The organism is Streptomyces sp. NPDC048197 (genome assembly GCF_043202395.1).
Classification (GTDB): domain Bacteria; phylum Actinomycetota; class Actinomycetes; order Streptomycetales; family Streptomycetaceae; genus Streptomyces; species Streptomyces siderophoricus.
Map to the genome: position 1 here is coordinate 62,223 of NZ_JBIDAJ010000011.1, position 16,958 is coordinate 79,180.

17 protein-coding genes, 1 pseudogene and 1 riboswitch are annotated in these 16,958 nt (G+C 74.4%); of the genes and pseudogenes, 9 read left to right on the plus strand and 9 right to left on the minus strand.

The window, feature by feature from the left end:
• Window positions 1–6 precede the first annotated feature (6 nt).
• Entirely contained in the window at window positions 7–699 is a 693-nt protein-coding gene (ribA, locus tag ACGF4C_RS17125; protein WP_393567034.1) for a GTP cyclohydrolase II, read from the plus strand.
• Between the two features lie 111 nt (window positions 700–810).
• Here the strand turns inward: ribA and ACGF4C_RS17130 are convergent, their stop codons facing one another.
• Window positions 811–1,560 (minus strand): CbtA family protein, encoded by a 750-nt coding sequence (locus ACGF4C_RS17130; RefSeq protein WP_393567036.1) that lies wholly within the window; start codon window positions 1,558–1,560, stop codon window positions 811–813.
• Between the two features lie 15 nt (window positions 1,561–1,575).
• Window positions 1,576–1,797: a CbtB-domain containing protein gene (locus ACGF4C_RS17135; protein WP_393567038.1), complete on the minus strand. Its 222-nt coding sequence runs from the start codon at window positions 1,795–1,797 to the stop codon at window positions 1,576–1,578.
• A gap of 40 nt (window positions 1,798–1,837) precedes the next feature.
• A riboswitch (cobalamin riboswitch) is annotated at window positions 1,838–1,993 on the minus strand.
• Window positions 1,994–2,106: 113 nt separating this feature from the next.
• On the opposite strand from ACGF4C_RS17135, the gene ACGF4C_RS17140 reads away from it, so the two are divergent.
• Entirely contained in the window at window positions 2,107–2,670 is a 564-nt protein-coding gene (locus tag ACGF4C_RS17140) for a histidine phosphatase family protein (RefSeq protein ID WP_393567040.1), read from the plus strand.
• Window positions 2,671–2,814: 144 nt separating this feature from the next.
• On the plus strand, window positions 2,815–3,255 hold the full coding sequence (locus tag ACGF4C_RS17145; RefSeq protein WP_393567041.1) for an SPW repeat protein: 441 nt from the start codon (window positions 2,815–2,817) through the stop codon (window positions 3,253–3,255).
• Between the two features lie 146 nt (window positions 3,256–3,401).
• Here the strand turns inward: ACGF4C_RS17145 and ACGF4C_RS17150 are convergent, their stop codons facing one another.
• Window positions 3,402–3,533, minus strand: a complete 132-nt coding sequence (locus ACGF4C_RS17150) for a hypothetical protein (RefSeq protein WP_393567043.1) — start codon at window positions 3,531–3,533, stop codon at window positions 3,402–3,404.
• A 385-nt stretch (window positions 3,534–3,918) separates the two neighbouring features.
• On the opposite strand from ACGF4C_RS17150, the gene ACGF4C_RS17155 reads away from it, so the two are divergent.
• Together ACGF4C_RS17155 and ACGF4C_RS17160 are read left to right on the plus strand one after the other, a co-directional pair.
• Window positions 3,919–5,754 carry an alkyl/aryl-sulfatase gene (locus ACGF4C_RS17155; RefSeq protein WP_393567045.1) on the plus strand — a complete coding sequence of 612 codons (1,836 nt, stop codon included), beginning with the start codon at window positions 3,919–3,921 and terminating at the stop codon, window positions 5,752–5,754.
• A 97-nt stretch (window positions 5,755–5,851) separates the two neighbouring features.
• Window positions 5,852–7,885 (plus strand): ATP-binding protein, encoded by a 2,034-nt coding sequence (locus ACGF4C_RS17160; protein ID WP_393567046.1) that lies wholly within the window; start codon window positions 5,852–5,854, stop codon window positions 7,883–7,885.
• A gap of 16 nt (window positions 7,886–7,901) precedes the next feature.
• Here ACGF4C_RS17160 and ACGF4C_RS17165 read toward each other — a convergent pair whose 3' ends face one another.
• From ACGF4C_RS17165 to ACGF4C_RS17185, 5 genes are read right to left on the minus strand one after another with little or no spacing between them, the layout of a single operon-like run.
• Window positions 7,902–8,939: a serine hydrolase domain-containing protein gene (locus ACGF4C_RS17165; RefSeq protein WP_393567048.1), complete on the minus strand. Its 1,038-nt coding sequence runs from the start codon at window positions 8,937–8,939 to the stop codon at window positions 7,902–7,904.
• A gap of 13 nt (window positions 8,940–8,952) precedes the next feature.
• Window positions 8,953–9,873 carry a DUF6895 family protein gene (locus ACGF4C_RS17170; protein ID WP_393567050.1) on the minus strand — a complete coding sequence of 307 codons (921 nt, stop codon included), beginning with the start codon at window positions 9,871–9,873 and terminating at the stop codon, window positions 8,953–8,955.
• Window positions 9,870–10,853 (minus strand): DUF6895 family protein, encoded by a 984-nt coding sequence (locus tag ACGF4C_RS17175; protein ID WP_393567051.1) that lies wholly within the window; start codon window positions 10,851–10,853, stop codon window positions 9,870–9,872. The genes ACGF4C_RS17170 and ACGF4C_RS17175 overlap by 4 nt, the downstream gene beginning before the upstream one ends.
• Window positions 10,850–11,551 (minus strand): hypothetical protein, encoded by a 702-nt coding sequence (locus ACGF4C_RS17180; RefSeq protein WP_393567053.1) that lies wholly within the window; start codon window positions 11,549–11,551, stop codon window positions 10,850–10,852. The genes ACGF4C_RS17175 and ACGF4C_RS17180 overlap by 4 nt, the downstream gene beginning before the upstream one ends.
• A gap of 10 nt (window positions 11,552–11,561) precedes the next feature.
• The gene (locus ACGF4C_RS17185) at window positions 11,562–11,747 is read right to left on the minus strand and encodes a hypothetical protein (protein WP_030411128.1); all 186 of its coding nucleotides are present in this window, start codon (window positions 11,745–11,747) and stop codon (window positions 11,562–11,564) included.
• Between the two features lie 323 nt (window positions 11,748–12,070).
• On the opposite strand from ACGF4C_RS17185, the pseudogene ACGF4C_RS17190 reads away from it, so the two are divergent.
• Window positions 12,071–12,463 (plus strand): annotated as a pseudogene (locus ACGF4C_RS17190) (molybdopterin-binding protein); the annotation flags it as partial.
• A gap of 368 nt (window positions 12,464–12,831) precedes the next feature.
• On the opposite strand, the gene ACGF4C_RS17195 reads toward ACGF4C_RS17190, so the two are convergent.
• Window positions 12,832–13,251 carry a molybdopterin-binding protein gene (locus ACGF4C_RS17195; RefSeq protein WP_393567054.1) on the minus strand — a complete coding sequence of 140 codons (420 nt, stop codon included), beginning with the start codon at window positions 13,249–13,251 and terminating at the stop codon, window positions 12,832–12,834.
• 136 nt (window positions 13,252–13,387) lie between these two features.
• Between ACGF4C_RS17195 and ACGF4C_RS17200 the strand changes: the two genes are divergently transcribed.
• The 3 genes from ACGF4C_RS17200 to ACGF4C_RS17210 all read left to right on the plus strand — a co-directional run bounded on the left by ACGF4C_RS17200 (window position 13,388) and on the right by ACGF4C_RS17210 (window position 16,946).
• Window positions 13,388–13,783 (plus strand): molybdopterin-binding protein, encoded by a 396-nt coding sequence (locus ACGF4C_RS17200; protein WP_030411123.1) that lies wholly within the window; start codon window positions 13,388–13,390, stop codon window positions 13,781–13,783.
• A 249-nt stretch (window positions 13,784–14,032) separates the two neighbouring features.
• Window positions 14,033–14,833, plus strand: a complete 801-nt coding sequence (gene modA, locus ACGF4C_RS17205) for a molybdate ABC transporter substrate-binding protein (RefSeq protein WP_393567057.1) — start codon at window positions 14,033–14,035, stop codon at window positions 14,831–14,833.
• Window positions 14,834–14,960: 127 nt separating this feature from the next.
• Window positions 14,961–16,946 (plus strand): ABC transporter permease, encoded by a 1,986-nt coding sequence (locus ACGF4C_RS17210; protein WP_393567058.1) that lies wholly within the window; start codon window positions 14,961–14,963, stop codon window positions 16,944–16,946.
• Window positions 16,947–16,958: the final 12 nt, after the last annotated feature.

Below are 16,958 nucleotides of genomic sequence, written 5' to 3' on the forward strand. Positions count from 1 at the left end.
CGCGCCATGACGGACCCCGACGCCCTGTGCGGCCCCCGCCCCGGTCATGACCTCGCCGTCGCCCCCGACGCGGCCCGCCCCCTGCCCGGCGTGGCGCGGGCGGTGTCGGTCCGGCTGCCCACCGCCTACGGGGAGTTCCGGGCGGTCGGCTATCTCGACCGGCCCAGCGGAACCGAGCATGTGGCGCTGGTGTACGGCGAGGTCACCGGCGAACCGGTGCTGACCCGGGTGCATTCGGAATGCCTGACCGGGGACGCCTTCGCGTCCCGGCACTGCGAGTGCGGTGACCAGCTGTCCGCGGCGCTGCGGGCGATAGCGGCGGCCGGGCGCGGCGTGCTGGTCTACCTCCAGGGCCACGAGGGCCGGGGCATCGGCCTGCTGGCGAAGCTCCGCGCGATGCAGCTCCAGGAGGAGGGGCTGGACACCGTCGAGGCGAACATCGCGCTCGGCCTCCCGGTCGACGCCCGGGAGTACCGCGCCGCCGCGCAGATCCTCGACGACCTCGGCGTCCGCGCGGTACGGCTGCTGTCCAACAACCCGCGCAAGCGCGCCGCGTTGGTGCGGTACGGCATCTCCGTCACCGAGCGCGTCCCGTTGCTGGCCGAGCCCCAGGCGGAGAACATCCGCTATCTCCGCACCAAGCGCGAGCGTCTCGACCACGACCTGCCGCACCTCGACGGCATCCCGGGCCAGCTCTGACACACCGTCAGGTCCGTACCGACAGAAGCGGTCCGGGTGTGACGCAGCAGGTCCGGGGCCCGCGAGGAGCGCTCGCGGGCCCCGGACCGGTGGTGCGGTGCAGGTGCCGGATCAGGAGGCGACGGACACCGCCCCGGCCCGCTCGGCGGCCGGCCGGGCCGTGACGACGCGCTCCGCCAACTGCCCGAAGACCAGCCCGAACGCGGCCCACAGCACCAGCTGGACGGCGAGCGCCGACAGCCGGAACTGCCACAGCAGCGTGGCGGAGAAGTCCGCGGGCACCTCGTTGACGGCCGGCAGGAACGCGTAGGCGAGCCCGACGGCGACCACGAACGCGGCGACGGCGGTCACCGTCGCGTACCAGTTGCCCAGCTTCAAAGCCAGCCGCCGGCCGAGGATCGTGGCGGCGACGGCCAGCAGGAGGCCGAGCAGCATCATCAGGAAATACAGGGCGGTGCGTTTGCCGATGGTGTCGGGGTCGCCGACCGACGGTGGATTGGCCGGGTATTTCAGGAACGGTACGACGTAGCCGGCCACCAGCGCCGCCCCGGAGAGCAGCAGGGCCGTGGCGCGGGCCCCGAACCGGCCGATCCGCCCCAGGGCGAAGCAGAAGGCCAGTGCGGCGATCCCGCCCAGTGCCACGCCGTAGACCAGGACGCCGGTGGCGAGCCCGGCCGTGGACTGCAGTCCACGGCTGACCACTTCCATCTCGTGTTCGTGGCTGTGTGCCTCCTCGAAGGCGATGGCGGCGTCGATCCGCGGTTCGCCCAGCACGTAGGCGACGAGGAGGGCCAGTACGCCGGCGGCCAGGCCGGCGAGCATGCCGCGGACCATCAGGGTCCTGACGGTGAGGGAGTTCATGGCTGCGGCCGTCCGTCAGTGGCAGGGGAAGCCGAGGAGGTGGCGCCCGTCGTGCAGCCATTCATGGACGTCCGAACCGGACAGCAGCGAGGTGGCGCCCTGCTCCGCGCCGACGAAGTACAGCAGGACCAGCAGCAGCACACCGGCGAACAGTGCCCAGGGGGCGATCGCCTTCAGCGGGAGAGGGGCGGGGGTGGTGGTGGCGCCGGTGGTCGGCGGTGCGATGGACGAAGCCATGGCATGACCTCCTGTTGGGGGGAACTCGCGTCCCCGGTAATGGGAGTGCAGAACGACATGCGGGTCTGGCTCATCCGGTACCGGCCCCTGGCGGGCTGATAAAAAACCGGACATACAGTGGCGCGACCGCGCCGGGATCCCACCGGCTTCCGTCATGCCGTCGTCAAGCACCGGGAAACGTACCGTGATCCGGCCATCTGGCCAAGACCGTACGGGGGGCGGACCGGTGCGGGCCGGGGCGCATCCGCCGGGCAACTTCCTTGCCCGTCTGAGGAGTTGGCGTCCCGGCGACAGAGGAGGGAAGAGGGCATGACAACTCGGGTGATGCTGGTCTCACCGGCCGCGGGCGACGCCCAGCGCGAGGTGCGCTTCGACGACGACTCCCCACCGCACGCGGCCGGGCTGCGACGGGCCCGGGCCGCCGCGGGGGCGCTGCCGGCCGCCGACCGGGTCTTCGCCTCGCCCTCCGCGCGCTGCCGGCGCACCGCGGAGGAGCTCGGACTGCCGGCCGGGCCGGTGCCGGAGCTGGCGGGCTGTGCGATGGGGGAGTGGCGGGGGCGGACCCTGGCGGAGCTGGCCGAAACGGAACCGCTCGCGGTCTCCGCCTGGCTGGACGATCCGGACTTCGCCGGGCACGGCGGGGAGTCGCTGCGGCAGCTCTGCGACCGGGTCGCGGGCTGGCTGACCCGCATGGCGCTGGACGCCGGACGGGTACTGGCGGTCGTGGAACCGGACGTGGTGCGGGCCGCCGCGGTGTGTGCCCTGCGGGTGCCCGCGGACGCCTTCTGGCGGCTGGACGTGGCACCGCTGACCGTGACGGAGCTGAGCGGGCGGGGCGGCCGCTGGAATCTGGGCCTGGGCCGTGCGCTGTAGCGCGGGGCGGTGGAAAGGTGACCGTACCCCTTCAAAATTCACCTGCTTCTTCATCTACACATAAAGGCGACATAAGCGCAGAATTAAACCGTGGCCCGATGCCACGCGATAACGGCCAGGCTGCGAGCGAAGGAGGCGAGTCGCATGGCCGACGTCTCACACCACAGGGGAGATCTCGCAGGTCACCCCGACGCTTCGGAGATGCAGGCCCGATACGAGCGGGTGCTCGGTGGGCGTGATGTGGTACTTGTCGACGGTCCGGTGTTCCTCGTCGGCCTGTACTGCGCCGTCTCGCCGTTCATCGTCCATTACACGCTGGCGCAGCCCGCCCTGGCGACGCACAACCTGATCGTCGGGATCGCGATTGCCCTGCTGGCGGTCGGCTTCACCGTGACCCCGGCGCGGATGTACGGGCTGAGCGGCGCGATGTGCGCGATCGGCGTGTGGATGATCATCGCGCCCTGGCTCGTGGGCCGCAGCCCGGACGCGGGCGTCATCTGGAACAACGTCGTCATCGGTGCGCTGACGTTCCTGCTGGGCGCCTTGTGCGTCGCCGCGGCGTCCAAGCGCCGCACCACCACCTGAAGGCGCTGCCCGCGGGGCCGCAATGAGTGACCGCCGGTCCGCCTGCCCTTCCCGGACAGGCCGGCCGGCGGCCGTATGCCGTCTCCGGCCCGGGCAGAACCGCCCCTCGGTGCCGGTCAGGACCCCTATCGGTACCGGTCGGACCCCTATCGGTACGGGCCGCGCCCGCCCGCCGCCAGGTGTCCGGCGAGGCCCGCCAGGACCAGCCCGCCCGCCAGGAGCAGGGCGTGCGCCAGCAGGATCCCGGCGGCCAGGCTGCCGGCCGCGGCGGCGGGCACCAGCCAGCCCAGGCCCCGGCGCCCGGCACGCGACCGGGTGGGGCGGCAGGCAGGCGGGGTGCGGGGGCGGGCGTACGGAACGGCGTGGTGCCGGAACGACTCGGCGAGCTCGCCGAAGGCGCGGTCGTCGTACGGGGACAGAGGGCGTCCCTCCCCTCCCGGAAGAGCGCGGCGGGCCCGCCCCGGCCGGCCGGATTGCCGCGCCCGGATACGACCCCACCTGCGTGGTTGTGCCCTGCCCGGCCCTGCCCGTAACGCCGTTGGCCGTGCCGGCGCTCCCCGGCCGCTCCGGAGGCAGGCATGCGCCACCCGGACAAAGCCGGTTAAATCGATCGTGTGGGGCAGGGGCCTTGGGCCCGCCGCCGCCCCGGAGAGGGAGCGCCCCGTGACCGCTGCACCCGTCGATGACCACGAAGACTTCGCCGACGCCGACCGCGGCTTCATCGCCGAGCTCGACCCGCCGCGGATCACCACGGACGACGGCCGGCCGGTCTGGGACGCCGCGGCCTACGGATTCCTGGCCCAGAACTGCCCCGACACCGCCCACGAGAGCCTCTGGCGCCAGGGCAGGCTGGTCAGCCGCCAGGGTCTCTACGAGGTCACCGACGGCATCTACCAGGCCCGCGGCCTGGACCTGGCCCATATGACGCTGGTCGAGGGCGACCACGGCGTCATCGTCGTCGACCCGCTGCTCTCCACCGAGACCGCCGCCGCGGCCCTGGAGCTGTACCGCAAATACCGCGGTGACCGGCCGGTCACCGGGCTGATCTACACCCACTCGCACGCCGGCCACTTCGGCGGCGCCGGCGGCGTCGTCCCCGCCGGGCACGACCCCGTACCCGTCCTCGCCCCGGCCGGTTTCCTCGCCCACGCCGTCGGCGAGCAGCTCGACGCCGGACCCGCGCGGTCCCGGCGCGCCGCCTTCACGTACGGCACCGCGCTGCCGAAGGGGCCGGACGGCCAGATCGGCTGCGGGCTGGGCACCACCCGGTCCACCGGCACCCGCACCCTGATCCCGCCGACCGTGGACATCACCCGCACCGGCCAGGAGGAGATCCTCGACGGCGTCCACCTCGTCTTCCAGCTCACCCCGGACGCCGAGGCCCCCGCCGCGATGAACTTCGGCTTCCCCGCGCACCGGGCGCTCTGCCTGGCCGAGAACGCCACCCACACCCTGCACACCGTCCTGCCGCTGTACGGCGGGGCGGTCCGCGACAGCCGGGCCTGGGCCCGCCACCTCGACGAGGCGCTCGCCCTCTTCGGCGACGGCACCGAGGTCGCCTTCGCCTCGCACCACTGGCCGACCTGGGGCAAGGACCGCATCCGGGCCTTCCTGGCCGGCCAGCGCGACCTGTACGCCTACCTGCACGACCAGACCCTGCGGCTGCTCAACGCCGGATACACCGGCACCGAGATCGCCGAGCAGCTGCGGCTGCCGCCGGCCCTCGCGCGGGTGTGGTCCCACCACGGCTACTACGGCTCGGTCAGCGACCACGTCAAGGCGGTCGCCCAGCGCCACCTGGGCTGGTTCGACGGCAACCCCGCCCACCTGTGGGAGCACCCGCCGGCCGAACAGGCCCGGCGCTACGTCCACGCCCTCGGCGGCGTCGAGGCCACCGTGAACGCCGGCAAGAGTTACGCGGCCGACGGCGACCTGCGGTTCGCCGCGACCCTCCTCAACCACGCCGTCTTCGCCGACCCGCACAACGTGCGGGCCCGCCGCGCCCTCGCCGAGGTCTACGAACGCCTGGGCCACGGCGCGGAGAACGCGGTCTGGCGCAACGTCTACCTCACCGGTGCGGGCGAACTGCGCGGCGCCCCCGCCGCCCGGGACGACACCCAGGACGCCACCGCCGCCCCCGACCTCGCCCGGGCGCTCACCGTCGACCAGCTCCTGGACTCGCTGGCGCTGCGCATCGACGGGCCGCGCGCCTGGTCCACCGCGCTCACCCTCGACCTCTACCTCCCCGACGAGGACCGCACCTGGCGGCTGACCCTCTCCCACGGCGCCCTCACCCACCGGGCTTCCCCCGGTGCCCCGGCCCCCACCGCCGACGGCAGCCCCGACCTCACCCTGACCCTCACCAGGCCCCAGCTCCTCGACCTCCTCACCCCCCACACCCCCACCGAACCCGCCCCGCCCGTCGAACCCGGCCCCCTCGGCACCCTCCTCGCCCTCGCCACCGGCCCGGACCCGACGTTCCCGGTGGTCACGCCCTGACCCCGCGCACCCGCTGCCGCCCCGGCGTCAACCCGGCGCCCCCGCACCACCACGCCACCCCGCGCCACCCGGGCCGAAGCTGGGGCACACTGGCCCCGTGGCGAGCAGCATTCCCGAGGAGTCGACCAGCTTCGTCGGACGACGGAGCGAACTGGAGCGGATCGACCAGGAGTTGGCGGCACACCGGCTGGTCACCCTGACCGGGCCCGGTGGGGTGGGCAAGACCCGGATCGCCGTCCGGGCGGCCCGGGCGGCGGCACCGCGGTTCCCCGACGGGGTCGGCTGGGCCGACCTGTGGCCGTTACAGGGCGAGGGGCGGCTGCTGGCCACGGTCTGCGACGCCGTGGGTCTCGCCGACCACACCGCGCGCACCCCGGCCGCCGCACTGTGCTCCTGGCTCACCGACAAACGCCTGCTGCTGGTGCTGGACTCCTGCGAACACCTCGTACCCGGCTGCCGCGACCTGCTCGGCGACCTGCTGACCGCCGCGCCCGGCGTGACCGTACTCGTCACCAGCCGGCAGCCGCTCGGCCTCGACGGCGAACGCGTCACCGAGATCGGCCCGCTGCCCTGTACCGGCGACAACGACGCCCTGACCCTCCTCACCGACCGGGCCGGCACCGCCGCGCCCGGCCTCGTCCTCACCGACCCCGCCCACGCGGCCACCGCCGACGGCATCTGCCGGCGGCTCGAAGGCATTCCGCTCGCCCTGGAGCTGGCCGGCGCGCAGATGGCCACCAGCTCCGTCCAGCGGATCGCGGAGCGGCTGGCCACCCGCTTCGACACCCTCGACACCGGCGAGGGGCTGCCGCTGCCGCCCCGCCACCGCACCCTGCGCTGCACCATCGGCTGGAGCCACGAACTGTGCACCCCCCTGGAGCGGCTGTTGTGGGCCCGGCTCTCGGTCTTCCGCGGCACCTTCGACACGGAGTCGGCCGGCGCGGTGTGCACCGGCGGGCCGCTCACCGAGGCGGAGGTGCACACCGCCCTGACCGGACTGGCCGCCAAGTCCGTGCTCTCCCGCGAGGGCGGCCGCTTCCGCATGCTCGACACCCTGCGCGAGTACGGCCGGATGTGGCTCGGCGAGCTCGGTGAGGCGCCCGCCCTCGCCGACCGGCACGCCGCACACTTCGTCGGCCACGGCCGCCGCGCGGAACAGGCCTGGCTGGGCCCCGGGCAGGTCGGCTGGTACCGCAGGATCGCCGATGCGCACGTCGACCTGTGCACCGCACTGGACCACCTGCTGGTCACCGCCCCCGAACGGGCCCAGGAACTCAGCGCCGCGGTCGGCTTCTTCTGGAGCTGCTGCGGCCATCTGCACGAGGCCCGCGACTACCTCTCCCGCGCGCTGGCCGCCGACGACAGGCCCAGCCGCGCCCGCACCCGGGCCCTGTGGGCGCTCGGCGTCGCCGTGCTCCTCCAGGGCGATCTGCCGCAGGCCGACGCCCTCGGGCTTCAGTGCGCACGGGCCGCGCAGACCTCCGGCGACGCCGAGGCGGTGCTGGAGGCCGGCTACCTCATCGGCCTCACCCACCTGATGGCCGGCCGCCCGATGTCCGCCCACGCCGTCACCGACCAGGTCCTCGGCCCGCCGCCGGACGCCCCCTTCGACTCGCCCGGGCGGCTGCGCTGCCACCTGGTCCGGATCTTCGCGCTCACCGGCATCGGCAAGCTCACCGAGGCCCGCACCGAGGCCACCGCACTGCGCCGCGGCTGCGTCGCACGCGGCGAGTACTGGACCCGCTCCTACACCGACTACCAGCTCTCCCTGATCTCGCTGTTCCAGGGCCGGCCCGGGGAATCGGCCGGCCACGCCCGGGCGATGCTCGCCGCCAAGCAGGGCATCGGCGACAAGTTCGGCATCGCCCTCGGTCTGGACCTGCTCGCCGCCGCACTGGCCGCCCAGGGCGCCGGCGCCGCGGCCGCCCGGGTCTACGGCAGCGGCCAGGCACTCTGGCGCACCGTCGGGCACCCCCAGCGCGGCACCCCGGAACTGCGCGCGGTCCGCGAGGAGTGCGAGCAGCGGGCCCGCGCGGCGATCGGCGACCGGGCCTACACGGAGGTCTTCCGGCAGGCCAGCGAGGAACGCCCGGGCACCTCCCTGCCCCGGATCCTGGCCGGCGAGCCGTGACCGCCGGGCCGCGCGGTCATGCGGGCGGCTCACCGGCCAGCGCGTACAGCGTCTCGTAGGCGGTGGTGATCATCCGGCAGGTACGGCCGCGCCGGGTGGCCAGCGCGACCAGACCGGTGTGCGTGGCCGGGTGGAACCCGAGGAACGCCTGCTGCCCGAAGGTCGCCCCGACGTGGAACAGCAACGGCCCGCGCGGCGCCGGGTGCTGGTACCACGTCAGGGTGTGGGTGTTGCGGCGCCGCCAGCCGCGCCGCAGCAGCGGCACCTGGACGTCGCGCAGCGGGCCGGCCAGCGGGGTGTCCTCCGGCGACAGGTGCGCCTCCAGATACCTGAGCAGGTCGCCGGGCGTGGCCCGGACCGACCCGGCGGCCATGAACGCGCCCATGTCGGCGCTGGCCACCGGCGTCACCCCGTTCGTCCGGTGCCCGACCGCGTCGGTGCCGGTCGCGCCGGGCGCCAGTGCCGTCCCGGACAGCCCCAGCGGGCCCAGCACCCGGCCGCCGAGCAGCGCCGGATAGTCCTCGCCCGCGGCGCGGGACATCGCCGGACCGAGCAGCGCCAGCCCGAAGTTCGAGTACCGCCAGCGGGTGCCCGGCCGGTTGCGGGGCCGGGTGCGGGCGAAGGTCCGCAGCAGCCGCTCGGTGTCGTAGCGGGCGTAGCCGTTGGCGTACGGATGCAGCAGCGCACCGGCGACCAGGTCCGCGGGGATCCGCGGCAGCCCCGAGGTGTGGGTGGCCAGGTGCCACAGGGTGATCCGGCGGGAGTGCGGATACCGCAGCGGCAGGTCGGGCAGATGGCCGACCAGCGGATCGTCCAGCGACAGCACCCCGGACCGGGCCAGATCGGCCAGCAGCAGCACGGTGAACGTCTTGGACAGCGAGCCGAGTTCGTAGCGCAGGGCCTGCCGCGGGGTGGGCGGGGCCAGCGCGGTGCCGCCGGTGACCACGGTCCGCACGCCCCGCCGGGTCACCGCCAGCACCACGTCCGGCGCGTCGATCCGGGTGACCGCGTCGGCGAGGCGGTCGGCCGGCGGGGTGGGGCCTGCCGCGCCCATCAGAGCCCGCCCATCAGACCGCGGACATGGCCCGGGAGGTGGCCATCGCCGAGGCGAACGCGGCGACCAGGGTGGGGTGGTGCACCAGGTCGAAGACCCGCGCCGGATCGCCCTCGGGCATCCGGCCCTGGATCGGCATCGCGCCGCTGTCCGACTGCGCGGCGGCGTACCGCTCCCACAGCTCCGCGTCCAGTGTGGGCCGCGGCAGACAGGCGTCGACGACCAGCAACTCGCCCAGCAGGTCCCAGTGTTCGAGGTCCGCCCAGTCCTCCGTCCAGGCCGGCAGGTACCGCGTGAGGTAGTCCGCGATGTCCGGCGGGATCCGCTCGGGCGCCTCGCCCCAGTTGGTGAGGTGGAAGACGGTGTGGGTGAGGTCGTAGGCGATGTGCAGCTGCACCGTCCACGGCTCGGCCAGCTGCCCCAGCCAGGTGCGCGCCACCGCCGTCCCGAAGTCGCTGCTGGGGGTGAGGCCCAGCTTGCGCTCGGCGTTCAGCACCCCGAGGCGCCGGTTGGGCATCATCTCCAGCGCGTTCCAGGTGGCGGTGTGCCGGCACACCTGCACCGCCGCCTCCAGCCCCGGGTGCCGGTGGCCCAGCTCGTGGAAGGTCGCATAGACCTCCAGCGGTACGGGGGAGAGCGGCTCGTCGTGCTGCAGCCGGGCCAGCACGTTGCCGCCGTCCAGCAGCTCGCGCCAGGCGAAGTCCAGCAGCTGCCCGGCCCGGGCCTTCTGCCGGGAACCGGCCACGCCCTCCCGGAACAGCACCTGCATGTTGAGCGCCAGCTCCCCGATCGGCTTGAGCCGTTCGACCACCGCACCGCCGGAGCGGAAGTCCTCGGGGGTCAGCCGGAAGTGCTCGCGGTGGTCGTCGAGCCAGGTCAGGGCCCGGTCGCCGACACCGTGCAGCAGGGCGGGGGACGCGGCCGTCACGGTCACGGGGCACTCTCGCTTTCGCCGGGCGTCCGGCCGCCCACCAGCACCGGGTCCCCGCCGCGCGGGCCGGTCTCGGCCTCGTCGGCGGCGATCCGGGCCAGGGTGGCGGCGAACGCGGTCACCAGGGTGGAGTGGTAGCAGGCGGTGAACATCTCGTCCGGGTCGCCGGAGCCGGGCGCCGCGCCCCTCTCCGGCACGCTGCCGTCGGCCGCCTGGGCACCGGCCAGCCGCTGCCAGGCCACCGGGTGGTACGGGGCCCGGGGCAGGCACGCGGTCACCGCCAGCAGCTCGCCGACCAGGTCCCACAGCTGCTCCTCCAGCCAGTTCTCCAGCCAGGAGGGCAGCCACAGCCGCAGATAGCCGGCGAGCTCGGGGGACAGCCGCTGCCGGTCGCGCCCCCAGTCGGTCAGGTGGAACACGTCGTGGGTGATGCCGTAGGCCGCCTTGCGGTCCAGCGCCCAGGGCTCCGGCAGCCGGCCCAGCCCGGTCAGCGCCAGCACCGAGCCGAAGTCGGCGTGCGGCCGCAGCCCGATCCGCCGCTCGGCGTTCAGCACCCCGAGCGTACGGGTGTGGTCCTCGCGCGCCACCCGCCAGCCGCGCAGCCGCGTGGTGGTCCGCACCAGATCGTCGGCCTCGGCGTGGCGCAGCCCGGCCCGCGCGAACACCCCGTACAGCTCCACCGGGTAGGTGGCGAACGGCTCGCCGCGGATCAGTTCGGCGAAGAGTTCCCCGTCCCGGGTCTCGTTCCAGGCGAACGCGAACAGCCCGCGGGCGGTCCGGCGGATCTCCTCGCGCGGGTGCACCGCCCCGATCAGCTGGCTGAGTTCCGCCAGCTCGCCGAGCGGTTTGAGGGTCAGATTGGGGTCGGCATCGGTCGTCACGTCGGGCGGCAGGCGGAAGGACCCGCGCGCCCCGTCCAGCCACCCGAGGCTCGCTTCGACCATGTGGTCCAGCAGCCCCGGGTCGCCGTGCCCGCCGGTCATCCGCCCCGCCCGTAGAACCGCCGGGCGGCCGCGACGTGCAGCGCGACCCGCGGATCGGCACCGCCCATCTGATGGACGAACGCCAGCCCACTGTCCAGCCCGAGGGTCTGAGGCACGTCCGGCAGCCGGGCCAGCCAGCGGCCCACACCGGCCGCCTGAGGCCAGTCCCGGCGGCGGACCGCCCGGACGAAGCCCCGGGACAGGTCGTCCGCACGGGCGGCGAGCTGCTCGGCGAGGCCGGACGCCAGCCCCGGCAGGGCCAGCGCGGCCAGCTGGGACACCCGGTGCGACAGCTTCGGCCAGGGGGACTCGCCGATCCACGCGGTGCCGGCCTCCGGTGCGGGCGGCCACGGACGGCCGCCCCCGGGCAGGAACGCGTGTGCGGCCTCGACCAGACCGCGGTAACTCCACAGCGACACCTCCGAGGCGCCGTCACCCGGCGGATAGGCCATCAGAGCCTGCCGCACCACCGCTTCGTCGTCCACGCCGGCCGGTGCCGTCCGGGGTTCCACGGCGTACGGCGCCAGCGCATCGGCGCCGAGCACCCGTACCGCGGCCGGGGTCAGCGCATCCTCGTGCCGCAGCATGCCGGACAACGCATAAGGGTCGCCCTCACCCCGCAGGGCGAGGGCGACCCCGGTTGCGGCATCGGCGATCACAGCGCTGAGCGGGACTGCTCCTTGCGTCTGTTCAGCCAACGCTTTCCCCTCAGCGGACGTCAGTCTTGGGCCGGGGGGTGGGCGGCGAGATCAGGAGCAGCGCGGCCAGCAGCAGCGCACCTCCACACTCGCGGGTGTCGCGGAAGACGCCGTCGGCCTCGGCGGGTTCAAGCAGTCCCTCGACCTCGGCGGCCAGGGTGGCCGTCTCGACCGGCGCCGTGCGATCCGTAACCATGCGATCAACTCCTTTGACGAATGGGATACCAGATTCACATCGGGATTTTTGGGACGCAACGGGAGGAAATTCGGCAACCGCCACGAACTCCTCTACCTTGACGTCGGCTCAGCGGGCGTTCCGCGACCCAACCTGGTGTGATGTACGGCGAGTTGGGCCGTCCCGTGCCGTGTCCCGACGGCGGCGGGCCCCGGGCCCGCCAGGGGTGGTCCGCTCGCGCCGACGGCGGATTCCGCTGCTCCGTTCGGATGGCAGCGGGCCCCGGGAGGGATGGCCCGGCAGCCGCCGGCGGCGCGGTGGCCGGGCTGCCCTGGAGTGCGACCGTGCCGACGTACAGCATCGGTCAGGCAGCGCAGCTGCTGGGTGTGAGTTCGGAGACCGTCCGGCGGTGGGCCGACGGCGGTCAGCTGCGGATGGAGCGGGACGGCGGCGGGAACCGCGTCATCGACGGGGTCGGCCTGGCCGCGTTCGCCAAGGAGCGCGCCACCGGACTGCATCCGGTGCCCGGTGAGGCGCTCACGTCCGTGCGGAACTCCTTCGCGGGGATCGTCACCAAGGTGACGATGGACGAGGTGATCGCCCAGGTCGAGATCCAGTCCGGGCCGCACCGGCTGGTGTCGGTGGTCAGCCGGGAGGCGGTCGAGGAGCTGGGGATCGAGGTCGGGGTGACCGCCACCGCCCGGGTGAAGTCGACCAATGTGCACATCGACCGGCCGGGCGGGACCGAGCAGGGGGCGTCCCCCTCAGCGGCCCGGCCGGGGCGGCTCCCTCAACGGCACAGCAGGGCCGCGTGCAGGTCGAGTTTGTGGTCCAGCCGGGACAAGTAGGCGGAGTTGAGGTCGCCGGGGTCGCTACGGAAGCACTGCCCCCGGCGTGCAGCGGCGCCTGCGGACGGCAGGTGGTGAGCGCCGGCCAGACCTCGGCGGGCGGGGTGCAGCCCTCGGCGTCCGGGGCCGCGTGGACCACGGCGACCGCCTCGCCGCCCGGCCGCGAACCGTTCGCCGGGGGAGTGCCGTGGCGCCTCCGTCGGCGCTCACCACCCGGCCCCGCCCGAGCAGCCGCAGTGACGTCCGCGCCGGGGCGGTCAGGCCGCGGCGAGCGCGATCTCGGTGGACTTGACCAGCGCGGTCACCTCGGAACCGGCCGCCAGCCCCAGGTCCTCGGCCGCGTCCCTGGTGATCGCCGCGGTCAGTTCGCCGCCCGCGACGGTGACCTTCACCCCGGCCATCGCACCGCCGGCCGAGACGTCGGTGACCGTACCGGGCAGCCGGTTGCGGATGCTCAGCCCCTCGACCCCACCGGTGGCCAGGGCGACCTCGGTGGACTTGACCAGGGCACGCACCGGAGTGCCCTCCGTCAGCCCCAGCTGCCCGACCGCCTCGCGGGTGACCGCGGCGGTGATCTCCTGCCCGCCGTCCAGCCGGACCCTGACCAGGGCCATGACCTCGCCGGGGGAGACGGAGCGGACGGTCCCGGGCAACTGGTTACGGATGCTCAGACTCATGCCCACACCCTGCGCGCTGCCGCCCGGCCGCGCACCGCGAGGAAATTCGTCCCTTCCTCCAAGGCGAATGGCATTTGCTACGGAGATCCGTCCTGTCGATTGCACCTGCCAGCCTGAGCTGCCTATCTTGTCGCACATGCAGTCCTACACGATCGGCCAGGCGGCGCGGCTGCTGGGCGTCAGCCCGGACACCGCCCGCCGGTGGGCGGACGCCGGCAGGGTCGCGACCCATCGCGACGACAGCGGCCGCCGCCTCATCGACGGCCGGGACCTGGCCGCCTTCTCCATCGAGGTGGCGCAGACCGGCACCGGTGAGGACGACGCCTCGTACACCTCCGCCCGCAACGCCTTCCCGGGCATCGTCACCGCCGTGAAACTCGGCGATGTCGCCGCCCAGGTCGAGATCCAGGCCGGTCCGCACCGGCTGGTCTCCCTGCTGACCCGGGAAGCGGTGGAGGAACTGGGACTGGAGGTCGGCATGCAGGCCACCGCCCGCGTGAAATCCACCAGCGTGCACATCGACCGCTCCTGAAGGCCACCCGGCCGCTCCCCGAACCCCCGCGGTGACGTCCGCCCGCACCACCGGACCGGCTCCCCACCGTCCACCGCGGCCGCACCACAGCCGGGACCGCGCCCCCGTCCCCACCGGCCGGCTGCTCACCCCAGCGGCGTCGCCCTTCCCCCAGCTCTCGAACGTCCTCGAGCAGGGGAGGCCCCAACCGGCGCGGCTGTTCCATCCGCTCGGACGACCCCTCGTCCCGCGTCACAAGGAGTCCCGCCCATGCCCCCGTTCCGCACCGGACGCCGCGCCGCCGCCGCGGTCCTGACCGCCGCCCTCCTCGTCCCGCTCGCCGCCTGCGGCAAGGACGACGCCAAGACCGGCCAGGGCGCCGAGAAGTCCGGCGGCAAGGCCGCCGGCGCGCAGCTCACCGTGCTCGCCGCGTCCTCGCTCACCGACGTCTTCAAGAAGGCCGGCGCGGCGTACGAGAAGGACCACCCGGGAACGAAGGTGAACTTCTCCTTCGCCGGCTCCCAGGAGCTCGCCGCCCAGGTCAAGCAGGGCGCCCCCGCCGACGCACTGGTCACCGCCGACACCAGGACCATGGACGGGCTGAAGGCGGACGCCGGCACCCCGACCGTCATCGCCCACAACCGCCTGGTCATCGTCACCGGCGAGGGCAACCCGAAGAAGGTCCACACCCTCAAGGACCTCACCGACAGCGAGCTGAAGGTCGTGCTCGCCGCCCCCGAGGTGCCGGTCGGCCGCTACGGCAAGCAGGTCCTGGACGCCCAGAAGCTCAAGGTCACGCCGGTCTCGCAGGAGCCCAACGTCCGCGCCGTCCTCAGCAAGGTCGAACTGGGCGAGGCGGACGCCGGCCTGGTCTACAAGACGGACGCCGCCACCGCGCCGAAGAAGGTCGACGCGATCGACATCCCCGACCAGCAGAACGCCGTCGCCGCCTACCCGGCCGCGACCCTGAAGACCTCGAAGCACGCCGCCGCAGCGGCCGCCTTCGTGAAGTGGCTGAGCACCCCCGAGGCCCAGAAGATCCTTCAGGACGCGGGCTTCCAGAAGCCGTAACGGGGCTGAAGCGCGCACGGGACTGCCCGGCTCGGGGGAGCGGACAGCCCCGTGCGCGCCACCGGGGCGGCCCGCCCCGGCCCGCCGGCACCGGCCGGCCCGACCCGCCCCGACCCCAGGACCGACGATGAGACGCTCCCGCCCCCCGGCCCGCCCCGCGGCCGCCCGGCGCCGCACGCCCGGCGCCCGTACCCCCGCCGCGCTCGCCGTGCCCGCGCTGGTCGCCGTCGCGTTCCTGCTGATGCCGCTGCTCGGCATCCTCGCCCGCACCACCTGGAGCGACCTCGGCACCCATCTGACCAGCCCCGGTGTCACCGAGGCGCTCGGCCTCTCGCTGCTGGTCTCCTTCTGGGCGCTGGGCCTGTCGCTGCTGCTCGGGGTGCCGCTGGCCTGGCTGCTGGCCCGGGTCAGCTTCCCCGGCAAGGCCGTGGTCCGCTCGCTGGTGCTGCTGCCGATGGTGCTGCCGCCGACCGTCGGCGGTGTCGCCCTGCTGCTCGGCTTCGGCCGCCGCGGGCTGCTCGGCCCCTGGCTGGAGGACACCTTCGGCATCGTCCTGCCGTTCCACACCTCGGGCGCGGTGGTCGCCGCCACCTTCGTCGCCATGCCGTTCCTCGTCATCAGCCTGGAGGGCACGCTCGCCGGCCTGCGCCCCAGTTACGAGGAGACCGCGGCCTCCCTCGGCGCGTCCCCGGCCCGGGTCTTCGCCACGGTCACCCTCCCCATGGTCGCCCCCGGCCTGGCCGCCGGTGCCGCGCTCACCTGGGCCCGCGCGCTCGGTGAATTCGGCGCCACGATCACCTTCGCCGGCAATCTGCCCGGCACCACCCAGACCCTCCCGCTCCAGGTCTACCTGCTGCTCCAGGACTCCCCGGAAGCCGCCACCTCGGTCTCCCTGCTGCTGCTCGTCATCGCCATGGCCGTGCTGATCTGCCTGCGCGGCCGCTGGACCGGCGCGCTGCCCGCAGGCCGGGCACCGCGCACCGCGCCGGCCGCGGACGAGCCCGAGCCGTCCGGAACCGACAGCGGCGACCCCGTCATGACGGAGCGTCAGGAGACCGCCGACGCGCCGCAGAGGGACCGCTGGCCGCTGCACGCCGAGGTCACCGGCTTCACCGAACTGACCCTGGACGCCGGGCCCGGCACCACCATCGCGGTCGTCGGCCCCAACGGCGCCGGCAAGACCACCCTGCTGCGCGCCCTGCTCGGCCTCACCCCGCGCGCCCACGCCACCCTGCGCCTCGGCGACACCGACGTCACCGCCCTGCCCCCGCACCGCCGCGGCGTCGCCTGGGTCCCGCAGGACGGCGCGCTCTTCCCGCACCTGAACGCCCTGAGCAACACCGCCTACGGACTGCGGGCGCACGGCGTCCCGCGCGCCGGGGCCCGCCGCACCGCCCAGGAATGGCTCGACCGGCTCGGCGTCGGCCACCTCGCCCACCGCCGCCCCGCCCAGCTCTCCGGCGGCCAGGCCCAACGCGTCGCACTGGCCAGGGCCCTGGCCGCCCGCCCCCGCCTGCTGCTGCTCGACGAACCGCTGGCGGCCCTCGACCAGACCACCCGCGCCCACGTCCGGCACGCGCTGCGCGGCCATCTCGCGGGCTTCGACGGGGTCTGCCTGATCGTCACCCACGACCCCGTCGAGGCGGTCTCGCTCGCCGACCGGGTCCTCGTCCTCGACGACGGGCGCGCCCTCCAGGACGCCCCGCCCGCCGAGGTCACCCGGCATCCCCGCTCGCCCTGGGTCGCCCGGATGCTGGGCCGCAATGCCTGGCCCGGCACCGCCACCGGCGACGGCCTCGCGCTCGCCGGCGGCGGGCACCTCGTCGTCGCCGACCGCCTCCCCGAGGGCGCCAGGGCGCTGGCCGTGATCGCCCCCGAGGCGGTTTCCGTCCACCTCGACAAGCCGGCCGGCAGCCCGCGCAACGTCTGGCCCGGCACCGTACGGGAGATTACCTCGGCGGGCAGCCGGCTGCGGATCCTGATCACCTCGCCGCACGCCCCCGACCTCGTCGCCGAGATCACCCCGGCCGCCGCCCTCGAACTCGGCCTGGCCGACGGGGTGCCGGTGTGGACCGGCATCAAGGCCACCGAGGTCTCGCTCGTGAGGCTCTAGCGGACGACGGAA